Origin of the sequence: Klebsiella sp. 141240, from assembly GCF_050600805.1 — a bacterium.
In the GTDB taxonomy this organism is placed as follows: Bacteria; Pseudomonadota; Gammaproteobacteria; order Enterobacterales; family Enterobacteriaceae; genus Klebsiella; species Klebsiella aerogenes.
The window spans coordinates 1-20,641 of record NZ_JAQIRK010000029.1 but is presented as its reverse complement, the minus strand read 5'-3'; the positions used below and the strand labels follow the sequence as shown (position 1 = coordinate 20,641).

16 protein-coding genes are annotated in these 20,641 nt (G+C 44.7%); 12 read left to right on the top strand and 4 right to left on the bottom strand.

Features of this window, described 5'->3' with window-relative positions:
* Positions 1–838 precede the first annotated feature (838 nt).
* Entirely contained in the window at positions 839–1,714 is an 876-nt protein-coding gene (locus PGQ95_RS25205; protein WP_000594612.1) for a RepB family plasmid replication initiator protein, read from the bottom strand.
* Positions 1,715–2,190: 476 nt separating this feature from the next.
* Between PGQ95_RS25205 and PGQ95_RS25200 the strand changes: the two genes are divergently transcribed.
* The 4 genes from PGQ95_RS25200 to PGQ95_RS25185 all read left to right on the top strand — a co-directional run bounded on the left by PGQ95_RS25200 (position 2,191) and on the right by PGQ95_RS25185 (position 5,266).
* On the top strand, positions 2,191–3,246 hold the full coding sequence (locus PGQ95_RS25200) for a hypothetical protein (RefSeq protein ID WP_065311103.1): 1,056 nt from the start codon (positions 2,191–2,193) through the stop codon (positions 3,244–3,246).
* Positions 3,247–3,263: 17 nt separating this feature from the next.
* Positions 3,264–3,464 (top strand): hypothetical protein, encoded by a 201-nt coding sequence (locus PGQ95_RS25195; protein ID WP_000594931.1) that lies wholly within the window; start codon positions 3,264–3,266, stop codon positions 3,462–3,464.
* Positions 3,461–4,177, top strand: a complete 717-nt coding sequence (locus PGQ95_RS25190; protein WP_000838218.1) for a zinc finger-like domain-containing protein — start codon at positions 3,461–3,463, stop codon at positions 4,175–4,177. Before PGQ95_RS25195 ends, PGQ95_RS25190 begins: the two co-directional genes overlap by 4 nt.
* A 234-nt stretch (positions 4,178–4,411) precedes the next feature.
* Complete coding sequence (locus PGQ95_RS25185; protein WP_000970402.1) at positions 4,412–5,266, top strand: hypothetical protein; 855 nt, start codon at positions 4,412–4,414, stop codon at positions 5,264–5,266.
* A gap of 8 nt (positions 5,267–5,274) precedes the next feature.
* Here the strand turns inward: PGQ95_RS25185 and PGQ95_RS25180 are convergent, their stop codons facing one another.
* Complete coding sequence (locus tag PGQ95_RS25180; RefSeq protein ID WP_001121575.1) at positions 5,275–6,087, bottom strand: DNA adenine methylase; 813 nt, start codon at positions 6,085–6,087, stop codon at positions 5,275–5,277.
* 369 nt (positions 6,088–6,456) lie between these two features.
* Between PGQ95_RS25180 and PGQ95_RS25175 the strand changes: the two genes are divergently transcribed.
* The 6 genes from PGQ95_RS25175 (at position 6,457) to tnpC (ending at position 12,267) form a co-directional block, all read left to right on the top strand.
* Entirely contained in the window at positions 6,457–7,620 is a 1,164-nt protein-coding gene (locus PGQ95_RS25175; protein WP_000114859.1) for a hypothetical protein, read from the top strand.
* A gap of 247 nt (positions 7,621–7,867) precedes the next feature.
* Positions 7,868–9,559, top strand: a complete 1,692-nt coding sequence (locus PGQ95_RS25170) for a DUF4942 domain-containing protein (protein ID WP_000096324.1) — start codon at positions 7,868–7,870, stop codon at positions 9,557–9,559.
* The gene (locus PGQ95_RS25165; RefSeq protein WP_000070863.1) at positions 9,556–9,732 is read left to right on the top strand and encodes a hypothetical protein; all 177 of its coding nucleotides are present in this window, start codon (positions 9,556–9,558) and stop codon (positions 9,730–9,732) included. Before PGQ95_RS25170 ends, PGQ95_RS25165 begins: the two co-directional genes overlap by 4 nt.
* Before the next feature lie 222 nt (positions 9,733–9,954).
* Complete coding sequence (gene tnpA / locus PGQ95_RS25160) at positions 9,955–10,338, top strand: IS66-like element accessory protein TnpA (protein ID WP_001201739.1); 384 nt, start codon at positions 9,955–9,957, stop codon at positions 10,336–10,338.
* On the top strand, positions 10,335–10,682 hold the full coding sequence (gene tnpB, locus PGQ95_RS25155; protein ID WP_000609174.1) for an IS66 family insertion sequence element accessory protein TnpB: 348 nt from the start codon (positions 10,335–10,337) through the stop codon (positions 10,680–10,682). Before tnpA ends, tnpB begins: the two co-directional genes overlap by 4 nt.
* A 49-nt stretch (positions 10,683–10,731) precedes the next feature.
* Positions 10,732–12,267 carry an IS66 family transposase gene (gene tnpC, locus PGQ95_RS25150; RefSeq protein ID WP_001000406.1) on the top strand — a complete coding sequence of 512 codons (1,536 nt, stop codon included), beginning with the start codon at positions 10,732–10,734 and terminating at the stop codon, positions 12,265–12,267.
* 316 nt (positions 12,268–12,583) lie between these two features.
* On the opposite strand, the gene PGQ95_RS25145 is transcribed toward tnpC, so the two are convergent.
* Together PGQ95_RS25145 and PGQ95_RS25140 are read right to left on the bottom strand one after the other, a co-directional pair.
* Complete coding sequence (locus PGQ95_RS25145; protein ID WP_000654806.1) at positions 12,584–13,552, bottom strand: IS5 family transposase; 969 nt, start codon at positions 13,550–13,552, stop codon at positions 12,584–12,586.
* A gap of 125 nt (positions 13,553–13,677) precedes the next feature.
* Positions 13,678–14,304: a hypothetical protein gene (locus PGQ95_RS25140; protein ID WP_000966519.1), complete on the bottom strand. Its 627-nt coding sequence runs from the start codon at positions 14,302–14,304 to the stop codon at positions 13,678–13,680.
* A 372-nt stretch (positions 14,305–14,676) separates the two neighbouring features.
* Here PGQ95_RS25140 and PGQ95_RS25135 point away from each other — a divergent pair, with 372 nt between their 5' ends.
* Together PGQ95_RS25135 and repHI2 are read left to right on the top strand one after the other, a co-directional pair.
* Positions 14,677–17,133 carry an Ig-like domain-containing protein gene (locus PGQ95_RS25135; RefSeq protein WP_001572417.1) on the top strand — a complete coding sequence of 819 codons (2,457 nt, stop codon included), beginning with the start codon at positions 14,677–14,679 and terminating at the stop codon, positions 17,131–17,133.
* A gap of 1,107 nt (positions 17,134–18,240) precedes the next feature.
* Entirely contained in the window at positions 18,241–19,329 is a 1,089-nt protein-coding gene (gene repHI2 / locus PGQ95_RS25130; protein ID WP_000159529.1) for an IncHI-type plasmid replication initiator protein RepHI2, read from the top strand.
* Positions 19,330–20,641: the final 1,312 nt, after the last annotated feature.

Below are 20,641 nucleotides of genomic sequence, written 5' to 3'. Positions count from 1 at the left end.
TCTTTTTTGTTCCCTTAATATCTATCTCTTGATTCTGAGAAGGCCGCATATCACTGTGCTCCCTGGTTCGGCAACTATCAGTTGGAGAAACTACATACAATCCTCGGCCGGTGCGTCATTCATCTAAATGCCTTTTACACCTCTGGGCGTGAGTGGGACTTTGTCTTGTCCATATGAACATCATTCATTCGAATGCTTTTGGCCAATGCTATTTAAGCAAATGCTTTCTGGCTGAGTCCTTTTGCGAATGAGTCTTTGATATAACTGCATGAATTTTGGGTTGTTTGGTGTACTAACAAAACAAAGGCATTTCTTTGAATGCCATTGGAGTTGTGATGCTTCTGATATTTTTTTGATCTCATATCAAACACATAGTCCTTCTGATGCCCAATGTCATAGATGTCTTGGACCATTCTCGCTCTTAACAAAGCTGTACTGTGTGTCATTCGACCTAATGCCATTCACCAAAATGCCTTTTTATACCACTGCATAGCTATGCTCGGGATACAGTGGCAAACAAAAGCATTTCAATGAATGATTTTTTGGGATACCGACATCAAAAGCATTTGTATGAATGTAAGAGGCGTAATCCACAAAAGGCATTCACGTGAATAGAGTGCGCACGAAACCATCTTGCTCCACGGCATTTAATGAATGGGCTAGCATGTACGCTTGAGTCAGAAAGGCATACAGATGAATAGTCAGGAGTTCGTTTGAAAAGTTACTTTTTTGCACATTAAGCCGAGATGTAAGACCAGTAGTAAAAGAAGCACTAAGCATAGCACTGATAAATAACTTATTTTTCAGCATGTTATAACCAGTGCATACCTGGTAGCTTTCAACCTTGTTTGGCGAGGGCCAGCTTAGGGCTTCTTTTGAAGATCTGAAATTGTATGTCGCGACCTTTCTTAACTTCTTGATAATCGAGATATCCGATAGATTCAAGTTCCCGCATTGCTTTACGAATTATCTGGTTTTGCGTACGAATAGGGGTTGTAAGAAGCAACCTTTCCCTCAACCGTTTCATATTAACGAACAACGTACCAGCTGGCATTGCTTCAAAATAAATATAGAGAGATTGCGCAGCTTCTTTTTTAGCCAAAATGTATAGAACCTGAAGGCTTAACAATGTCTTATGGTCGTAACGATACAGTTCCCACATAGAAGGATCCCCAACCAACTCAACAGTATCGCTTTTTGGATCAATCATAGCCTTCTGCACCAGATGCGTTACTGTGAACCGACCACTCCGAGAGTCTGAGAAGGCAAGCACTACCGATGCAAGGTTCATTAATGACTCTTTAAAGCGCGCACGAGTTCGTTTGTTGATGTTTGTTGAACTGATACCACACATCTTCGCAAACTCGTTAAAAGTCAGGGTAATCTTCTCGGAAGTAAAACCATATTTACTGAAAGCCATGATGATCCCGAGCCAGCACTTAAAGTCGGTAGACATAGATAGTTTGACACCAGTTATCTTGATGTCGTCATAACCCTCCGATCTTGCAATTTCCATACACGAAAGCTCATCAGAGGCATCAACTTCAAAGTTTCGGTCGCGGTTTTCTTTTGTGCCGACAGGGGTAAATACACTCAATCTCAACAGGGCCACGGGCTGAACCGACTTGGACGAGTTAGGCGTCAGTTGATAAGTCTTACCTGATTCATTACTGGTTACGTCAAAAGGATGGATTAACTCGTTGTTTTTAATCATTAACTTAACTCGTCGGTGATAAGATTTTCATTTGGCAAACTGTTTATAACATATTCTTGCAAATGCTTTTTACGCATTAACCTAAATGCCATAAGCATTCCAGTAAATGCCTTCCTTATTCATTCAAATGCTTTTCGCATGCATCCGAATGCCGGATCCTTTCATAAAGTCACTATAATCAATGAGTTAAAGATGCCGTGATCTTTACTTGAACTCTATTGATCTTTAGTGATCTAAAGAATTGATCTATCCTGTTGAAAACAATGATAAGTCCATATAAAACAAGGAATAGCGCTCCTTTAACAATATCTACAGATCGCAAACGGAAATGAACGAGGGTCTACTATCATTGTTTTATTCAAGACAGTTTTTATTTTAATTTTATTAAGCAAATTTTTTGAGTTTACCTTTTAGATGTATCAGCCCTATTTGGCAAATTTGAGGTTCATGTATCATGTAGTAAACAGGAGGAAGATATGAACAACAGCAAACATACAGTCATTGAAGTGGATACTAATCTAGTTGAAATTGAAAAGGGATTTAATCCCCGAGAGGCGGTAATCGGAGATTTGTGTTACGAACAAGAACCTGTCAAGTCGATGATTGTGTCAATCAAACAAGCCTTTAAGGAAGGAAGGCAGGTTGATATGATCAAGGTCGTAAAAAGAAAAGGTAAATATTTAGTTCGTCAAGGTCATACTCGTTTTCATGGCTTAAAATTAGCAATTTCTGAAGGTGCTAATATTCCAAAATTATCTGTTATCCTAATCGATTATAAAAACGAAATTGAAGAATACCTTGAGAACCTCGATGGTAACAGAAGCAATGGGCTAAATCCGGTTGGGCAAGCTCATGCATTAGCTCATGCTGTTAGTCTCGGGTATTCGGTTGAAGAACTAGCAATGCGATATCAACGATCAACTACCGCAATTCGTAATATGCTAAAAATCCTTGATATGCCATTAGAGCTTCAACATTTGATTAGCCTAAATCTAATCAAAAAAACGCTCGCCATTGAAATAATGTTAAAATATTCCAACGATCACAAAATGGTTTTAAAACATATAGAAGGTTTCTTACCTGGCGTTAAGAATATTGAGACTACAACGAGCAAAATTGTAGGCATACCTGAACACAATGCAGCTGGAGCAGGACCAGACACCTTAAATAAAGGCGGACCAGAAAAGAAAAATTCGGCAGTCACTCGTAAGACTTTGGGTATTAAGCGCCTCTCGCATAAGAAAACAGAACGGCTAAAATCTGAATTTCTTGAGCTTGTGGAAAGTACACATACGGAATCTATAACGAATACTCAAACAGAACTAAAATTTGGTAGAGATAGTGCACACTTGTTCAAAAATGTTAATAGTAATAATGTAATATTTTCCAATGATGGTGTTCAAATAATCTTGAATGATGAAAAGCTAAATATTTTATTGTCTTTACTTAACGACGAAAATACAGCAATCATTGTTTCTAAACCAAAATTAGAAGAGCTTCTGGAAATTCGAGATCTCCTTAAGGAATATTAAAAACGAGGATTAGTTGAGTGATTAAACCTATAAAGCTGACTCTTATCGATAATTATAGTGATTTGCTTCTAACTCATGAAGTCCTTAAACGCAACATGGAAGAGTTAGAACACGGTAAACGTTTTGATCAATTTCCTGAAGGGCATGACCACTATGAAAAAACTGTGAAAGAAGCTGTAGCAATCGTAGAGGCACGTTTGGAGGTGTTTCGAAAATGAAATCTCTTTTCTTTACTCTTGATGGTCATATGGTACCAGCCTCAGTGAATGTATCACTTAACGGAGATGGAAATTATTATGCACCTATCGAAAGAGAATGTAACGAATGTGCGGGCACAGGCCACAAAGGGGCTGATTTATGTGAAAAGTGTCATGGGGTACAAACAGTTGGACCCATTATTGAAAAATTAGTGGCACTAGAGCCAATTACCTTTCTCGATAACATTCCGGAACTGCGTGTTAACCCAACACTCGAAGCATGGAAATCCAGAAACCACGTCCTTATTGAGAAAGCAAAAAAGGCTAACACTAAGTTTTCTAATAGTATATTGGCGCAATTAGACAATAACCGTTTCTTGACAGAACGCCAGCTGGATTGTTTCTTTACAACTTTTGATGTGATGTTGTCTGAAACTCCGGAAAATGAACAAGAAATTTTAAAACATAGCTACAATATCGGCCAGGTCATAAGCATTGAACTAACATTTACTGAAGTCAGGGCCGCGTACGCAAAAAGTAAAGGGAGTTATTTTTTTACATTTACTGGTAAAGTTAGAAATGACGGGATCGCTTTAACGGCCGATAAACAGGATCACATTTTATTGGGTGAACGTTATCATTTGACTGGAAAAGTCAGAAAATTCTATGAATTTGATTCGAAAAATTATGCTGCAATAACAGTTTTTAAGTTAAATAAACTCCAAGACAGTTAAATGTTTTTGCTGCTTAAATATAGAGCCAAGACTTTAACTGTCGTTAGGACTCACTCACGTAATATTGTTGCTTACGCAATGGGTTTTATCCCTCATAAAGATCTGCGAGTATAAATCTTTTACATTTAAATTCTCCTCTATCAGAACCTTTTCTATTGTAAAAAAATGATAATCTTATTAATTATAATTTTAATTTTTTGTATACCAATACCATACAGTTAAGGCTAAAAGGTGATGATGGAGATGGACTTTAAAATGCACAATGATCTGGGTCTCGGTTTCATTTGTAAAAATGCAAGAACATCGTCAAAGCCAACGTTAAGAAAAGTTACTTTTCCGGTAAGCGCATATGAAACGTCTAAGCTTTCTTTAACCGGTTTTCAATGCCCCACAGCCTGCCGTTTTCCTTTTTTTGTGCTATGCATGATAATCCATAACCATCTTTCGTCTGCATGCCCTATCACCCAAAATGAATGTTCAAATCATATCTCGCAATTTTCTATCGACATTAAAGTACAAGATTGGCTTAGCCGTTCAAGAGTAGCGTTTATTGATTTCCATAATCTTAGAAATACAGATAAAGCCACTTTAATAACAGTGAACCATCTTGAAGCTTTACTTACTGTTATGTCGACTACTCTTGTCGCTTATGTTCCATATTCAAAAAAGAGACTAAACTTTAGCTTTCTAAACTCATTCACTTTGTCTAAAACTTCTCAAAGTTACACATTAACTTTCCCGGTAGTTCTCAGTCCGCTTTTAGATGCTCTTGGCGACTTCATTCAGGAATGCATAACCGAAAAATTGTTAAAACGACGAAATTCGAATTTCATGGTTTACGAGTATCTTAAACGTTCAGGCCAGAGCTCTCATAAAGTGGAGGACATTAATAACGACTTACAGCTTAAAAGTCTAAATATAAGACTTATGAGCGTCCTTACTGGCCTTTCTCAGCAAGGACTCATTTCATTTATTTGCGAAGGAAAGAGGGGCGACCGGAGAATAGAAGAGCTTCAGTTTATACCTTATGTTCAACGAACTTACCCTGAGGTATTAACTTTTGAGGAATGGATTAGCCCAGTTGATTAGAATTTACTCTATTTCAGCACGGCCAGTATTTCTGTTTCCGTTTTCCGTGTATTCGGCTTACTTCCTACGGATCGGTAAGCGCTGAGTCTGTGTATGACGAATCCACGCTCTTCATAGAGGCCCAAAGTGAATGATGTCAGGCTATTTGATATCGCAACAGCAGCGCCTTTTCTGTGAGCGTCAACGAGCATATTTGCTAACAGCACGTGGTCGCTTTGGCTGAACGGTTTACCATCGTAACTGACAAAACTAGTTTTGCTTGTTTTGTCATATGGCGGATCACAGTAAATCTGATCTCCTTCACCGGTTGCGGCCAGAGTCTCCTCAAAACCAGCGGTGATCAGTTCAATACCTGAAAGACGAAATGAAAGGTAGTCTATTTTATTGAGGTCAAGCTTCAGTTCTGTATGTTTCCCCCACGGCACTGAATAGATTCTTTCTGAGTTATAGCGGCACATACCGTTATAGCCCAGGCGATTCAGGGAGTAAAACAAAGCCGCTCTTTGAAGCGATTGACCAGAAATACAGGTTTTGTTGAAACGGTCCCTCATCTCATAGTAGTCCTTTTCGACAAAGGTTTTATCCGCCAAGTTTTGGACCTGATTTATAAAGTTAGTTTTCTGTCTTTGAATAGTCCTGTATAGGTTGATCAAGTCTGGATTGCTATCTGCAAGCAATGCATTTTGTGCAAACATGTTCAGAAAAACGGCACCACCGCCTATAAAGGGTTCTACCCACCGGCAACTATGATCGTGTGGGTAGTGATGGCTGATGAAAGGCATCAGTTTCGTTTTTCCACCAGCCCATTTGATTATCGGCATGTGTCTGAGATGTCGAGTCAAAGTGTCTATACCTGAGAGAGAAATTTAGGTGCTGGTATCGTACCTAACCACGGGCTTTAACTAATAACTTAGGGAGCAAAAAAAAGTTGTTTAAGACGCACAGTTTTGACTTTCAGCATTTCGGATTTATAAGATTTTTCCTCACTTATACCTGAACTTTATGTTTTGGATTTATGTATTTGTTTATGAAGCGATTTTTATGCCATCACAAGTAATGGGGAGCCACCTTTTTTTGTAAAAAATCAGAATAGGCTCAAAAAGTACCTTTTTTGCGAAAAATTATGAATTTTTTTTTCGGTAGTATCCCCGCTACGCAGAAAGTAAGCAGAAAAATGTAACGGAGCCCCTATGAGTGTTTTACTGACAGAACCTACACAGCAAGCTAATGACAAGGTCTTTAAAACGGCCCATGTTGCCTTTTCAGTAGTTACTGGCACAGGCCGTTACGTCACTGGGCTTAAACAGTTCCGTGATGCAAACCCTGAACTTTGTACTGAAGTAAGTGACCAGAAAGCATGGGCTATCCACCCTTCAGTAATTCAGGTCACGCCAGGCTTCAACTCCCGCGAAATGGGAATGGGTGACGATTACTATAAGCTCCCTGAGGTTGAAGAACACATCTACAACATCAAGAATGCCTACATTCGAGGTGACTATGTAGACCCTATCCGAGTACGTGTCATTGATGGGGTACCTTTTGTTCGCCAGGGGCACTGCCGTTTAAAAGCCGCAATGATGGCATGTGATGAAGATCATGACATCACAATCCTTTGCGTTGAGATTAAAGAAGATGAAATTGGCTGTGAGCTCGCGACCATTGATGGTAACCGTGGTCTTGCGCTTTCTCCTGTTGCGCTTGGCGAGTCCTATCGTCGCCTACATTCTCTTGCTGGCTGGTCACTCGAACGAATTGCTCAACGTGAAAATAAAAGCCCGACGACCATCAGTTCTCTTATCCGCCTGACAACCTGTTCTGTTGTTATCAAGAAATGGATTCATGCTGACGCTATTTCGTATGTTAACGTGCTTTCACTGATCGATGAGCTCGGCGAAACAGAAGCAATTTCACGTATCAAGAAGATGATCGCAGAACTTGAGCAGGCCGATGCGAATGGCATCACGGTGAAAAAAACCCAACATGGTCAGGTACGAGTCAGACCTTCAGACTTCAAGCCAGCACGGATTCCGCCGGTTATTGCCACAAAAGCCGTAGAAGGCGTCAAACTCATCACCACCAGCTTATTACAGAAACTGGGGGATATTGAATTGCCGGAGCTGACAGATTCAAGTGCTGACGAAGAAATCAACATTACGTTGAACCGCAGTACTCTGGAGATGTTGAGAAATCTTTCAAAAGAGATCACAGAATCAGAGAACAAGCAGCTTCGCCGTGCGGAGAATCGTCAGGCAAAACTTAATGGTGAGAAGCCAAAATACCCACGTAAAAAAAATGCTAAGAAGGCAGGGGAAGAGACCGATCAGGATACTGACCCACAGCCGGACGCAGAATAATTTACTTTTGGCAAAGTGCTGGTTTTGTCAGAGTCATTAAGGATTCAGGCTTTTTGCCCGCCTTTTTTAAACCTCCATGTATCGTTCTTGCCCCGTTTATGCGGGGCTTTTTTTTTGCTTCTTTCTATGAGTTGACATCTTTAAGTTTTATTCAGAGACATAAAAAACTTTTTCGTGTCACTGAACCTATTAGGTTACTGAGCGACGTTGCTATCCTGGTAAAAGTTTTTTCTAAAGGACCGGTAAAATGTCATCTCTTGATTCTGAAGCTAAACCCGATAATGCAGGTCACAGCGTACTGGCTTTAACAACCTCTCATAGCCTGGTGGTTAGCTCTCCTGAAACATTTCTTCCAGATATGCGCAAAGAGCTCGGCATTATCGCGGATCTTGTTGAGTCCTATAATGATGAACTCTGCTTGTTGAAACTCATGGCTGTCCAGTTCAAAACCCACAATCACCAGAAACTTTATTCTTATCTCTCAGGCTACAACCACAGCATCTCAGAAGCGGATGCTTTGTTCGCAGAAAACGCTCTGAGATCAGAATACTGGAAACGCGTTATGGCACTCACTGATGTTTTGCCTATCATGTCGGATGCCAAACGTAACGAATGGGATAAGCAGTTTACGGCCGACCGTTATATTATGCCGCCTCAGGTGATCCCTGATTTCACAGCTGACGCTGTAGTGGGCACAGTCGTTGCTTTGCTTAATGACCGCAATCAATTTATTAAAGAAAGGGTTTACGACGTCTTCCAGTCTCTGAGCCGCAGTCACAAGACAAACAAAGCTTTTGGGTTCTCCACCCGCATGATCACTACCGGAGTTTGCGAGCCGTCTAAATACCCCTGGCAGAAATTAAGGGTGGATTTTAAAGAGTCTGGCATTTCACCGCTGAGCGAGCTCCGCGTTATATGCGCATTCTTCCGTGGCGAACAGGTGAAGGCGATCCATAACACCAAATCATTGGTTGAGGCGTTGGTCGAACATGAGGGGTTCAGAAAATGGATCTGCATCGATGGCAACAGTATTCGTTTCAGGGTTTACAAAAATGGATCAATGCATATTGACGTCCACCCTGATATCGCCGAGCGGCTTAACAATATTTTATCAGCTATCGTACCGCTGGCATTACCTGCCGACCGTATGGCTCATAGCAAGAAATCTTTGGAGGCATTCCCTGTACTTAAGCAGTGCATCGACTTTGATACCCGGATGCAGCTTTCTGAACTGATGTTTAAAAATGACGGGGACAATAAATGGAGTTGCTGGACATCTTTAGGGTCTCTCGCCGAACGCAAATCTTCGAGTGTTGCCGCTGACACCCTTCGGTTCTTAGGGGCAACAGTAACAAAATACGATGTGACATTTTCCTATGATCCGTGTGAGGTTATTCGTTACATCGGCCAGATAGGGGAGATGCCTGATATTGTATCGCATCAGTTTTACCCTTCATCTTGCCGAATCAGCGAATATGTATCTTCCCTGCTTGGTGCAGGGGAAGGGGATACCCTCCTGGAGCCTAATATTGGCCATGCGGATTTGCTTAAATCATTCCCTGCCGGTGTGATCGTTACTGGCATCGAGCTTGATACTTTGAATTGCCTTATCTCCCGGGCTAAGGGATACGATACGACAGAAGCTGACTTCCTCACATGGTCTAAGTCTAATCAACAGAAGAAGTTTGATTATGTCGTGATGAACCCACCTTTTGCCGATAACCGGGCCAGGCTGCATCTCCAGGCAGCTGCATCTCATCTCGCAGCCGGGGGATCTCTAGCAGCCGTTCTTCCATTATCTCTTCAGGGGCTCGATAACCTTTTGGGGGAAGAATTCCGGACGGAATGGATGGACGTTTTTGAGAACGAGTTTGAAAACACGACCGTTTCGGTTCGCATCCTGTACGCCGAACGTATTCAACAAGAGGAAGTCCTATGAGCAACCAACCCACCAGCCTGCCAGAAGAAGATATTGAGTTTGTTATGGATACCTTTCAGAGGAGCATGGGTAAATCCAAGCCTGTCAGGGATACTCAACTAGAGGGTGAGAAACCGCAAAGTAAAGAGTCCGCAAACTCAACTGAAAACCCCGGTTATGAAGAATTCTATTAATTACGCTCATGATATCCTGGTGCAGTTATTTAGAATGATATTTGAGGGATGGGGGACATTGTGATTAAAAGGCGTAACATTCGACGATCAGTTTATGGATTGCTTATTGTTCTTATCGCCGGAAATGTGTGGTTAGGCCGTAAGCGTCGTCTGAGTACCGTCTGGTCCCGAATCCAGGATCCTGTAACTTAAGCACCCACTTATTTTGCAGGTGGACACCTCATGCGCGCTAAAGAAAGACTTCCCCGGAAACACTATTCCCCTGAATTCAAAATGGAACTGGTCAGGCTGGCTCTTGAAGAAGAAGGCAGTATTGCCGCACTGGCCCGGAAACATGACGTCAATGATAACCTGCTCTTTAAATGGATAAGGCTCTGGCAGCGTGAAGGGCGGGTCTGTCGGCCCCGAAAAAACTCATCGTCGCTTCCTGCCCTGATACCCGTGCAGCTTCAGGCGGGCTCTTCTCTCCCAACCTTCGAACTACCATCCTGCTCTCCTCCCGCTACCTGCCACATAAAATGTCGGGGAGGAGAAATAACACTGACTCATCCCTCTGCTGAACTCATGAGCACTGTCCTGCGCGAACTGATGCGGGGGCCTGTATGATAAATCTTCCCGCAGGCACAAAAATCTGGCTGGTTGCCGGTATCACCGATATGCGCAACGGCTTCAATGGCCTCGCCGCAAAGGTGCAGACCGCGCTGAAAGATGACCCGATGTCCGGCCACGTCTTCATCTTCCGGGGACGCAGCGGCAGTCAGGTAAAACTGCTCTGGTCCACCGGCGATGGTCTGTGCCTGCTGACAAAGCGACTGGAACGTGGTCGCTTCGCCTGGCCCTCAGCCCGCGATGGCAAAGTGTTCCTGACGCCGGCGCAACTGGCGATGCTGATGGAAGGTATCGACTGGCGACAGCCAAAGCGGTTACTGACATCCCTGACCATGTTGTAGCGCTCTTTATCCTGGTTGTCGCAGAATAAGCCTGGTAAAATACAGGCTTATGAACGACACCTCTTCTGACGACATCCTTCTGCTGAAACAGCGCCTGGCCGAACAGGAAGCGTTGATCCACGCCCTGCAGGAAAAGCTGAGCAACCGGGAACGCGAAATAGACCATCTGCAGGCGCAACTGGATAAGCTGCGCCGGATGAACTTCGGCAGTCGTTCCGAAAAGGTATCCCGCCGTATCGCGCAAATGGAAGCTGACCTGAACCTGCTGCAGCAGGAAAGCGATACGCTGACCGGCCGGGTGGATGACCCGGCAGTGCAGCGCCCGCTGCGTCAGACCCGCACCCGCAAACCGTTCCCTGAGTCACTCCCACGGGATGAGAAGCGGCTGCTGCCGACTGAGCCGTGTTGCCCGGAGTGCGGTGGTTCGCTGAGTTACCTGGGTGAGGATGCCGCCGAACAGCTGGAGCTGATGCGCAGCGCCTTCCGGGTTATCCGGACAGTCCGTGAAAAGCATGCCTGCCGTCGGTGCGATCGCATCGTTCAGGCCCCGGCTCCTTCGCGCCCCATCGAACGGGGGATCGCCGGACCGGGGCTGCTGGCCCGAGTGCTGACCTCAAAGTATGCAGAGCACACACCGCTGTATCGCCAGTCGGAGATCTATGCCCGCCAGGGTGTAGTGTTGAGTCGTTCTGTACTGTCGGGCTGGGTGGATGCGTGTTGTCGTCTGCTGGCACCGCTGGATGAAGCCCTTCAGCACTATGTCCTGACCGACGGCAAACTCCATGCTGACGATACGCCTGTCCCGGTGCTGTTGCCAGGCAATAAGAAGACGAAGACCGGGCGCTTATGGACGTACGTTCGAGACGACCGCAACGCCGGATCAGCGCTGGCCCCCGCAGTGTGGTTCGCTTACAGCCCGGACAGAAAAGGTATCCACCCTCAGACCCATCTTGCAGGCTTCAGTGGCGTACTGCAGGCTGATGCCTACGCCGGGTTCAACGAGCTCTACCGCGACGGCCATATAAAGGAAGCCGCGTGCTGGGCCCATGCCCGCCGAAAAATCCACGATGTTCACGTCCGTACCCCGTCAGCCCTGACGGAGGAGGCGCTGAAACGGATCGGCGAGCTGTATGCCATCGAGTCGGAGCTCAGAGGTAAAAGAGCAGAGGAACGGCAGGCAGTCCGGCACCAAAAAGTGCTGCCGCTGCTGGCGTCACTGGAGGGGTGGCTGCGGGAGAAACAGAAAACCCTCTCAAGGCACTCAGAACTGGCGAAGGCGTTCGGGTATGCGCTGAACCAGTGGCCGGCGCTGACCCGCTATGCAGAAGATGGCTGGGTGGAGGTGGATAATAACATTGCCGAAAACGCCCTACGACTGGTCAGTCTGGGGAGAAAAAACTGGCTGTTCTTCGGCTCGGATCATGGTGGTGAGCGCGGTGCGTCACTGTACAGTCTTATCGGGACGTGCAAATTAAACGGCGTGGATCCGGAACGCTATCTGCATCATGTACTTGATGTCATCGCCGACTGGCCTGTGAACCGGGTGGGTGCTCTGCTCCCGTGGCGGGTTACTCTGCCTGCCTGACCAGCTTCACTTCGTCAATACGGTTCTCACTGCACGCTTACGTTAGGCCTTAGAGCTGATAAAATTCATAAAGTGCGTTATCAGGATTTCTGGTCACCGGCAACTGTGATTAAAGTAACTGTAATGCCTTCAACGAATGAAACCCAGCTCAGTGGTAAAATCCCTAAATCGGTAAGAGTTTCAAACAATTATGTTGAGTACTCGTTACCGGGCACACTCTCGGCCAAGACCATTTACCGAAGCGTGTTAGAAGATGAGATGGGCTTTGTTGAATAAATAAGATTTCGTGCGAACGACCCTGGAGCTGGCTGGATTTTCAGGCAATACGCACGCTTTCTGGCATCCCAGCCTTTGTCATCCTGTTCAACGCACGCACCATGGCCATAGCTTCCGCTACCTGACCATCGTAGTCACGCAGCGTCAGTGAATCTCCCAACAACTGCTTCATTCTGTACATTGCCGTTTCCGCTATCGAGCGACGGTTATATTCCGTTGTCCATTTCCACCGTGCATTGCTTCCGCTCAGCCGCTGATTAGCAACGGCACGGTTGCGGTCTGCGTACTCACCGGGCCAGTAACCTGCTCCTTTTCGGGGAGGAATAAGCGCGCTGATTTTTTTGCGGCGCAGTTCATCGTGACAGAGCCGGGTATCGTAAGCCCCGTCTGCCGCGGCTGCCCTGATTTTTCTGTGAGTCTGCCGGATAAGGCCCGGGAAGGCTTCTGAGTCCGTCACATTGTTCAGCGACAGGTCTGCACAGATGATTTCATGTGTGTTGCTGTCAACTGCCAGATGCAACTTTCGCCATATACGACGGCGTTCTTTGCCGTGTTTTTTGACTTTCCATTCGCCTTCACCAAAGACCTTCAGCCCGGTGGAATCAATCACCAGATGCGCGATTTCACCCCGGGTGAACGTTTTGAAACTGACATTAACCGACTTTGCGCGCTTGCTGACACTGGTGTAATCCGGGCAGCGCAACGGAACATTCATCAGTGTAAAAATGGAATCAATAAAACCCTGTGCAGCCCGCAGGGTCAACCTGAACACGCGTTTAATGACCAGAACGGTGGTGATGGCGAGATCAGAATAGCGCTGAGGTCTTCCCCGTGATGAAGGCGTTGTCGACTCATACCAGGCCTGAATAGCTTCATCATCCAGCCAGAAAGTTATGGAGCCACGGTTGATGAGGGCTTTATTGTAGGTGGGCCAGTTGGTGATTTTGAACTTTTGCTTTGCCACGGAACGGTCTGCGTTGTCGGGAAGATGCGTGATCTGATCCTTCAACTCAGCAAAAGTTCGATTTATTCAACAAAGCCAAGTCTATCTTTAAAAAAGCTAAAACAAAAATATAGAGTTAATTAGATTGGTGGCTCAGGTTTATAAAACCTCTCACTAGTGAGGTTTATTTTTTATTTTTGGCTGAGATTAACAGCGTTTTCCATAAATGTATCAATAACAACCGTAAGAGACTGGCTGGTACCATGGCTATACTCAGGCCAGGGTAAAAAAGGATATGAAGAATACGCCATCAACATGATACTGGTTGGGCAACGCCAGTCCGTTGGAACACCTTTACTGTAATGGACAATCATAGCCGGGCGACTACAATCAATATCTCCAGCGTTTTTATCGAGTACGAAAGTAGCCAGAACGCCGGTGTCCTTCTGGGATACGAAAACAAGGCTGTCAGTAAAAATAAAGGCCATTAAGGAAGAGGCCAGGAAAGCGCCAGTAAATAAGGACTTCTTCTCTTTCCAAACGCGTCGAGCATATAACCCCATTAGCGCTACCGCTGAAACCATTCCGTACCACTGAGCACCCAAAGAAAAATCTGTTACTGTTTTAGATGTCATACTTTCATTAATAGTAATCATTGCGACAATGAATGGTGATGCGATTCCAAGTGTTGCTAGGACTATCAGCGATATTTCAGACCGGTTTTCTTTAGCGGATCCTTTACTTATTGCAGACATTGCTCTGAACATAACGAATGTACTGTTGAGCATCAGAAAACAGCATAAGAGCATGTATAACATTGGGTTTCCTCAACCTAGAAGTGATGGTTTCCCTGTTATTTTACATAAATTTGACTCAACAGATGCTTTTAAAATCTCGCTTCCTTGAATTTACAAACATATCAGCACAATTGGCAAACATAAAGGAGCAGCGTCTATCAAAAGTTACTTTTATGATTGGTTGAATACTCATTTTGAAGGCTAAAATCCAAAAAAGTGGATACAAAAAGTTACTTTTGCGTCATCCAGATGCACTGCCGCCATTTTGCATTCTGTACGTTGGTTGCTTTCTCACTTGATGTCTCTTTTAACAGGCAAATTATCACTTTATCCGACCGGACCTTGTAGGCTGAATCCGTAGAATAAGGCTATAACCTATTCCCGGAGCATCATATGCGTAAAACTCTAATTGGCTGCATGGTTGCAACTGCCCTTGCTACTGTATCTTCGGCACATGCTCAGGTATTTAGCTACTCATTTACAGATACCAATAAGGCTGTTCGGAATATCAAACCTGCAACACAAACATATCTTAATCCCGCTGGTGTTTTGACTCTGAACTTGATATCGGGTCTTGATCGGTACGAGCGAGTGACGGTCACACGAGACAGCGATAAAAAGGTTATGTATTCCTCCGTCTCGACCAAAACGAGCGTTGCAGATCGTATCGTTGCTGCCGATGGAACAGAATACTATGGAAAGGATATGGTTCTACCGGCGCTCGGAGAAGGGACCTTTACTGTAGTCAATGAAACTCTGGATATTCGCCAGACTGTAGTGAGCACATCTACTTATCATTTCATCGTTGATACAACTCCTCCACGCTATAAGAGTATTTATCCGAGTCAAAACGCAGGTTACGACATGGTACTTTCTGGGCCACTTTGGGAGTTGGGCCGAGGCGGTAGTGGCCAGTTTTCTATATTTGCAGACGGTATTGAGGATGCTAGTGGAATTGACAAGATCCGTCTTGTCATTAAACGAAGTAATGGTTCTGTGGTCTCCGACAATAACCTGAGTTATGACACAGCCAATAAACGTGCGTTCTATCCGTGGATTAAAGATATGAACACCCAGGCTGGCATGCCCTCAAGTGATCTTGATGAAGAATTCACCTTCAATTTCATCGTTACGGACCTGGCAGGAAATACGCTTAACATTCCTCCCCAGCGGTTTTTATATGACGATCAAATGGGAGAATTTACGCCATTTGCAGTTCATGACTCACGTGTAAGCACCAGTGTTGTACCCGGCATTTCTTCGGGATACGTCCCGTTTAAACGAGGCCTTACAGTGCTGGAAAACCCCTACAAGTTGGTTATACGTATCCCAAGAACTAACTGGAAGCCATATCGAAATGGTGGCATGAGCATTACCAATAACTATGGCGGAGTACAGGTCCTTTCCGAAGATGCCACCTATGTCTACGTGGAAGTTAAGCTGCCACAGGGTGCCTTAGATGGAAACTACTATAGACCTGTGAATACATATCAATGGTCTGGAGGAGATCTTGGTCAGTATGCCAGCTGGCTCAACTGGGATCCTGCCTCTGTAAAGAGTCCGGCTTGGGGAAGTTCACCCATAGAACGACAAAAGGCTGATGGAACATGGTTCAACAGCGTAAACTGGAACCTGTTCAAGGCATCTGATATGCCTATAAAACTTACTAATATCCGATTCAATGTACAGGCCAGGCCATATGATCAAAAAATCACTGGCGGAGCAACATGCAGTATTCCAGCTGGCTCAACAACCTGTACCGTCTCTTTGCCCCAGGATATTATAAATGGCACTACCGGTTATCTTCATAGTGGCTATGAAGTAAGGTCAACCACCGAAGCAACCTTCTTTGCCCCTATATGGGAGAATATAGCCTGGCATACACTGGGTCCCTCCGTCACTGGATTTGATTACAATGAAACCACCAACATTCTCCAGGTTTACGTGAATCAACCTGGAGATGGTTCATATTTCGACCATGTTTATGTAAATCGAGTTTGGTTGTCAGATAAAAACCGTAACAACGCAGAAATAAGCGTAACCGGCAAACAAACAGGTAGAAATATGGCGTCTGGGAACTACACGTATGAGTTCAACATGAAAGAGGTACCAGAAGGCAGTTATAACGTGGTGATTAATGCCCAAGATACATTCAACAATACCGGTAACCTCCCTTATCAAACAGTTGTCGTTGATAATACAGCACCATCTGTAAGTATTAGCTACGAAGGAAAACCGATCAGCAAAAACGTAACAGTATATGGGCTGGAGAACGTCCGTATACAGCTCACCGATGCTCTAACTAAACCATCCTTAAGCCGTATGACTCTTCGCGGTGGCCCTGTTTCTGATGCGGTGGAATTGTCTTGGGTGAATCTGGGAAACAACCTGTATGCACCTAATTATCCCAAGATCTTTCCGTCTCTTAATGAAGGCGAAACATACACTCTCACAGTTCAGGCCAAAGATGAGATGAACAACGTTAAAGAAAGCTCAGTCGAATTTAACTACCTTCCAAACAATCTCGTCAGGCTAGAGAATCTGAAAACCTTAGCTGTCAATGCTTCTCTCAAAACATCTGACAATACTGCTCTGGCTGTTCTGTATGCCAGCCAGCTGCGTAAAAAGGATGGTTCAATCGCTACAGGGCTTCAGGACGCAGTGCTTACTGTCCGTAAGGACGCTGCATTCGGCGTGACTGTAAATGGCGTTTCTGCGATGCCAGGTGAAAGCAAAGAGCTTCAACTGGATTTGGGGCTCGGGGACAGCCGTAGCTTTCCTATTTTCCCTGCTGTATCCGGCCTTACTGGCAGATCTGAGTTCATGATTAACATTGAAGAATTAAAATAAAGCAGGGCTGTTTTGCTGAAGCACAACGGCCGCCTTCTGATGCGCCGTAGCCCATGTTGTTGCAAATCAGTCCGACGTTCATTGCGTAAGTAACGCTTACTGCGGACCATGGTAGTGATTAGACTCACTACCATGGTCATTTCACCACATATCTTCTCTGCATTGCTCTTGTTGGGCAGACTAGTAACTCGTCACTAAATTGCAGCTTTTGTCTTGCTAAGTCGCTGGTATAACTGCACTACGAAATCGTCAAAAGATTTTATCCCTCATGTAGATCCAATAAATGATCCCAAAGGTGCCAGAGAGTACAAAGAAGATCCCGGTACGCTGTAGGCCGCATGGTTACTGGGCTGGAGCATTGTCACTGACAACAGTAGCGACATAAGTGACAACGGGAGTGACTTAAAAGACAATGGTAGAGACTATTTCGACGTTGGTAATGATTTTAAGTGACAATGGTAGTGAGGTTAGACTTAAACTTCCACTGTGAGGTAAGGTGACTCGCATTATTTAAATAAATCATTACTTTCAATTACTTGCGACACGAGTCTGCATGTATGCTTCTATTTCTCAAAAATTTATCCACCGAAAATGCCTGTGGCTGTGATTTAGCTTTGACGACAGTTTTTATCAGGGAGGCAAGTTGAGACCTGTATAAGAACTAAGCATTTATTTATCCCCATTTTCCACAAGGTAGTTCCAATAATTAGTACCTTAGTGTTCCTGATAGATCAAAAGAGATCCCCGCTGCCTCCAGGCCAGACGGCACAAGGCCTGAGACGTGATCAGTGACAACAGTAGTGATTATTTTGACATTAGTAGTGATTATTATAACGTTGGTAATGAGTTTTTTGACATCAGTAGTGATCAGAGCGACAATAGTAGTGACTTTTCATTAGATCTTTTTAACTTGATCTGATCCGTTGTTGATAAGAGTTGCAGGTCATTGTATGCAAAGAGTTTTTGCCAAGTTTTAATGAGTGGAGTCGTTTTTTTAGGTAGAACTTATGCACAGATATGGATCATCACAATGATCCATCCAGTGACATAGAGTTCGCTGGGGCTTACTATTCACCAATCTGTTTACACATTCAGTGATAACTTATTATGACTAAAGAGAAAGATACTGAGCAGCAGGACCTGGTCACCAGGGCTTTCTCTGTTAGAGAGAAAGAATCAGGTAAAGACATCATTTTGCGTCCTAACAGCAACCGTACGGTGCAGTCTATTGCTTTGATGCGGCTCGGGCTGTTCGTCCCATCACCAAAGAGTGTGGGGCGTCAAAATCGGGAATATAAAACGGTTGGCTTTGACGCAACGAAAGAGTTACAGACGCTCTCTTTAATGGAGAGCGAGGGGTTCACCAATATTTCAATTGTCGGTGAGCGTCTTAATATGTCAGTAGATTTTAAGACGTGGATGGGCATCATTCGAACCTATGCCAATCATCCGATTAACAATGACACGATAAGCTTAAAATTCACTGAATTCCTCAAGCTATGTACGCCTGAAAATTATCGCTCATCTACAGCGTCCAGAAAACGTATAGACGCCTCCTTACGCAGGTTAGCATCCGTTACCTTGTCGTTCACCAGTAATAACTCGTCCAAAGTCTATACAACGCATCTGGTACAGTCTGCCCTGTTAGACCCGGAATCAGATCAGGTTGTCCTTCAGGTTGATCCTAAGATTTTCGAGCTCTATCAATACGATCATAAGGTTTTGATGCAGCTGAAGGCAATTAAGGAGTTGGCCAAGAAGGAAAGCGCCCAGGCTCTCTATACGTTCATAGAGTCATTACCGCCAAATCCTATACCGATATCCCTTACTCGGCTGAAAAATCGTCTGAACCTCAAAACACGAGCAAATAGTCAGAATGCTACCGTGAGAAAGGCTCTTGAAGAGTTGGCATCGATAGGATACCTCAAGTACACCGAAATTAAGAAAGACGGAAAAGTATACTTCCAGATTCATAAGCGGGATCCCGATCTGAATTTGAACAATACTCAGCCTCCTTTAGAAGTGGTTGAAGATGAAGAAGAGAACTCAGGGTCTTCTGTTTTAGAAGGTGAGTTATGCCCACCAGCTGACCCGATTGACGGCGATGATGTTCTTACCGTCCATGATTTAACCGCTGAAGAACTGCGCTATATTCGTAGTCTTCGAAGCCAGAAAAAGAACAGCAACGCCAGCTAAAGTTAACCCGGCGGTTTAGGCTCCGGGTGCTAAATTACTTCTTCGATTTTCGTTAGTCCCAGCCCGCTCTTTCACGTCAACGGTAATGAGTCAAAAGTCATTACCGTTGTCATTGTTCTCTACCACCCTATGTAGATCGAGATTGCGAAATTCAACGCTTTCTCCTGAGTCACCTGTTAACACCCGGTTTCTACGCTTTACTTCATTGGCCAGTACATCCAACGGAAAATATCGTAACGGGGTGACAATGGCAGTGAGTTGACCCACTCACTACCATCGACATTCAAATCCCGGCTTCTCTGGTAGCTATAGTGACAATGGTAATGATGTGTACCTTACTGGCATTGTCATTGTCCTCCGAGTGTGCGTTCAGCTTTGGGAGGACACCGGAACTTAATGCGGCGAGTCACGGCCATTGTGAATCTCGATTGGATTGGCGAATACGGCTTCCGGTTGGGCCAGATGTCAATGGTTATGCTTCATCCAGCTCATTACTGTAGTCATTGCCGTTCAGTTGAGCTGATGCTCCTCTCATTCTATATGGCGACAACGGTAGTGAGCCCAGAAAGTGACTACCGTTGTCATGGCCGTCCAGTAGAGCGGGTCAACCTCTTAACTCACAGGGTGACAACGGTAGTGAGCCCAGAAAGTGACTACCGTTGTCATGGCCGTCCAGTAGAGCGGGTCAACCTCTTAACTCACAGGGTGACAACGGTATTGAGCCCAGAAAGTCACTACCGTTGTCATGGCCGTCTGGTTAAGCAGATCATCCTCTCAATTCACAGGGTGACAATGGTAGTGAGCCTATTAAGTCATTACCGTTGTCATTGCCATCCAGAAGAGCGGATGATCCTCTCAATTCATACGGCGACAATGGCAGTGAGCCCAGCAAGTCACTTCCGTTGTCATAGCCTTCCAGAAGAGCAGATGAGCCTCTTAATTAACAGGGTGACAACGGTAGTGAGCTCATTAAGTCATTACCATTGTCATGGACGTACAGCTGAGCTGCTCATCCTCTCAATTCACACACCGACAATGGTAGTGAGCTATTAAAGTCACTACCATTGTCATATACGTCCAGTTAAGTGGACCATCCTCTCAATACACACGGTGACAACGGTAGTGAGCCATTAGAATCACTACCGTTGTCATTGCTTTTCAGGTGCACTGATAAGGCTCTCAATAGACACGACGACAATGGCAGTGAGCAATTAGAGTCACTACCGTTGTCATTGCTTTTCAGGTGCACTGATAAGGCTCTCAATAGACACGACGACAATGGCAGTGAGCAATTAGAGTCACTACCGTTGTC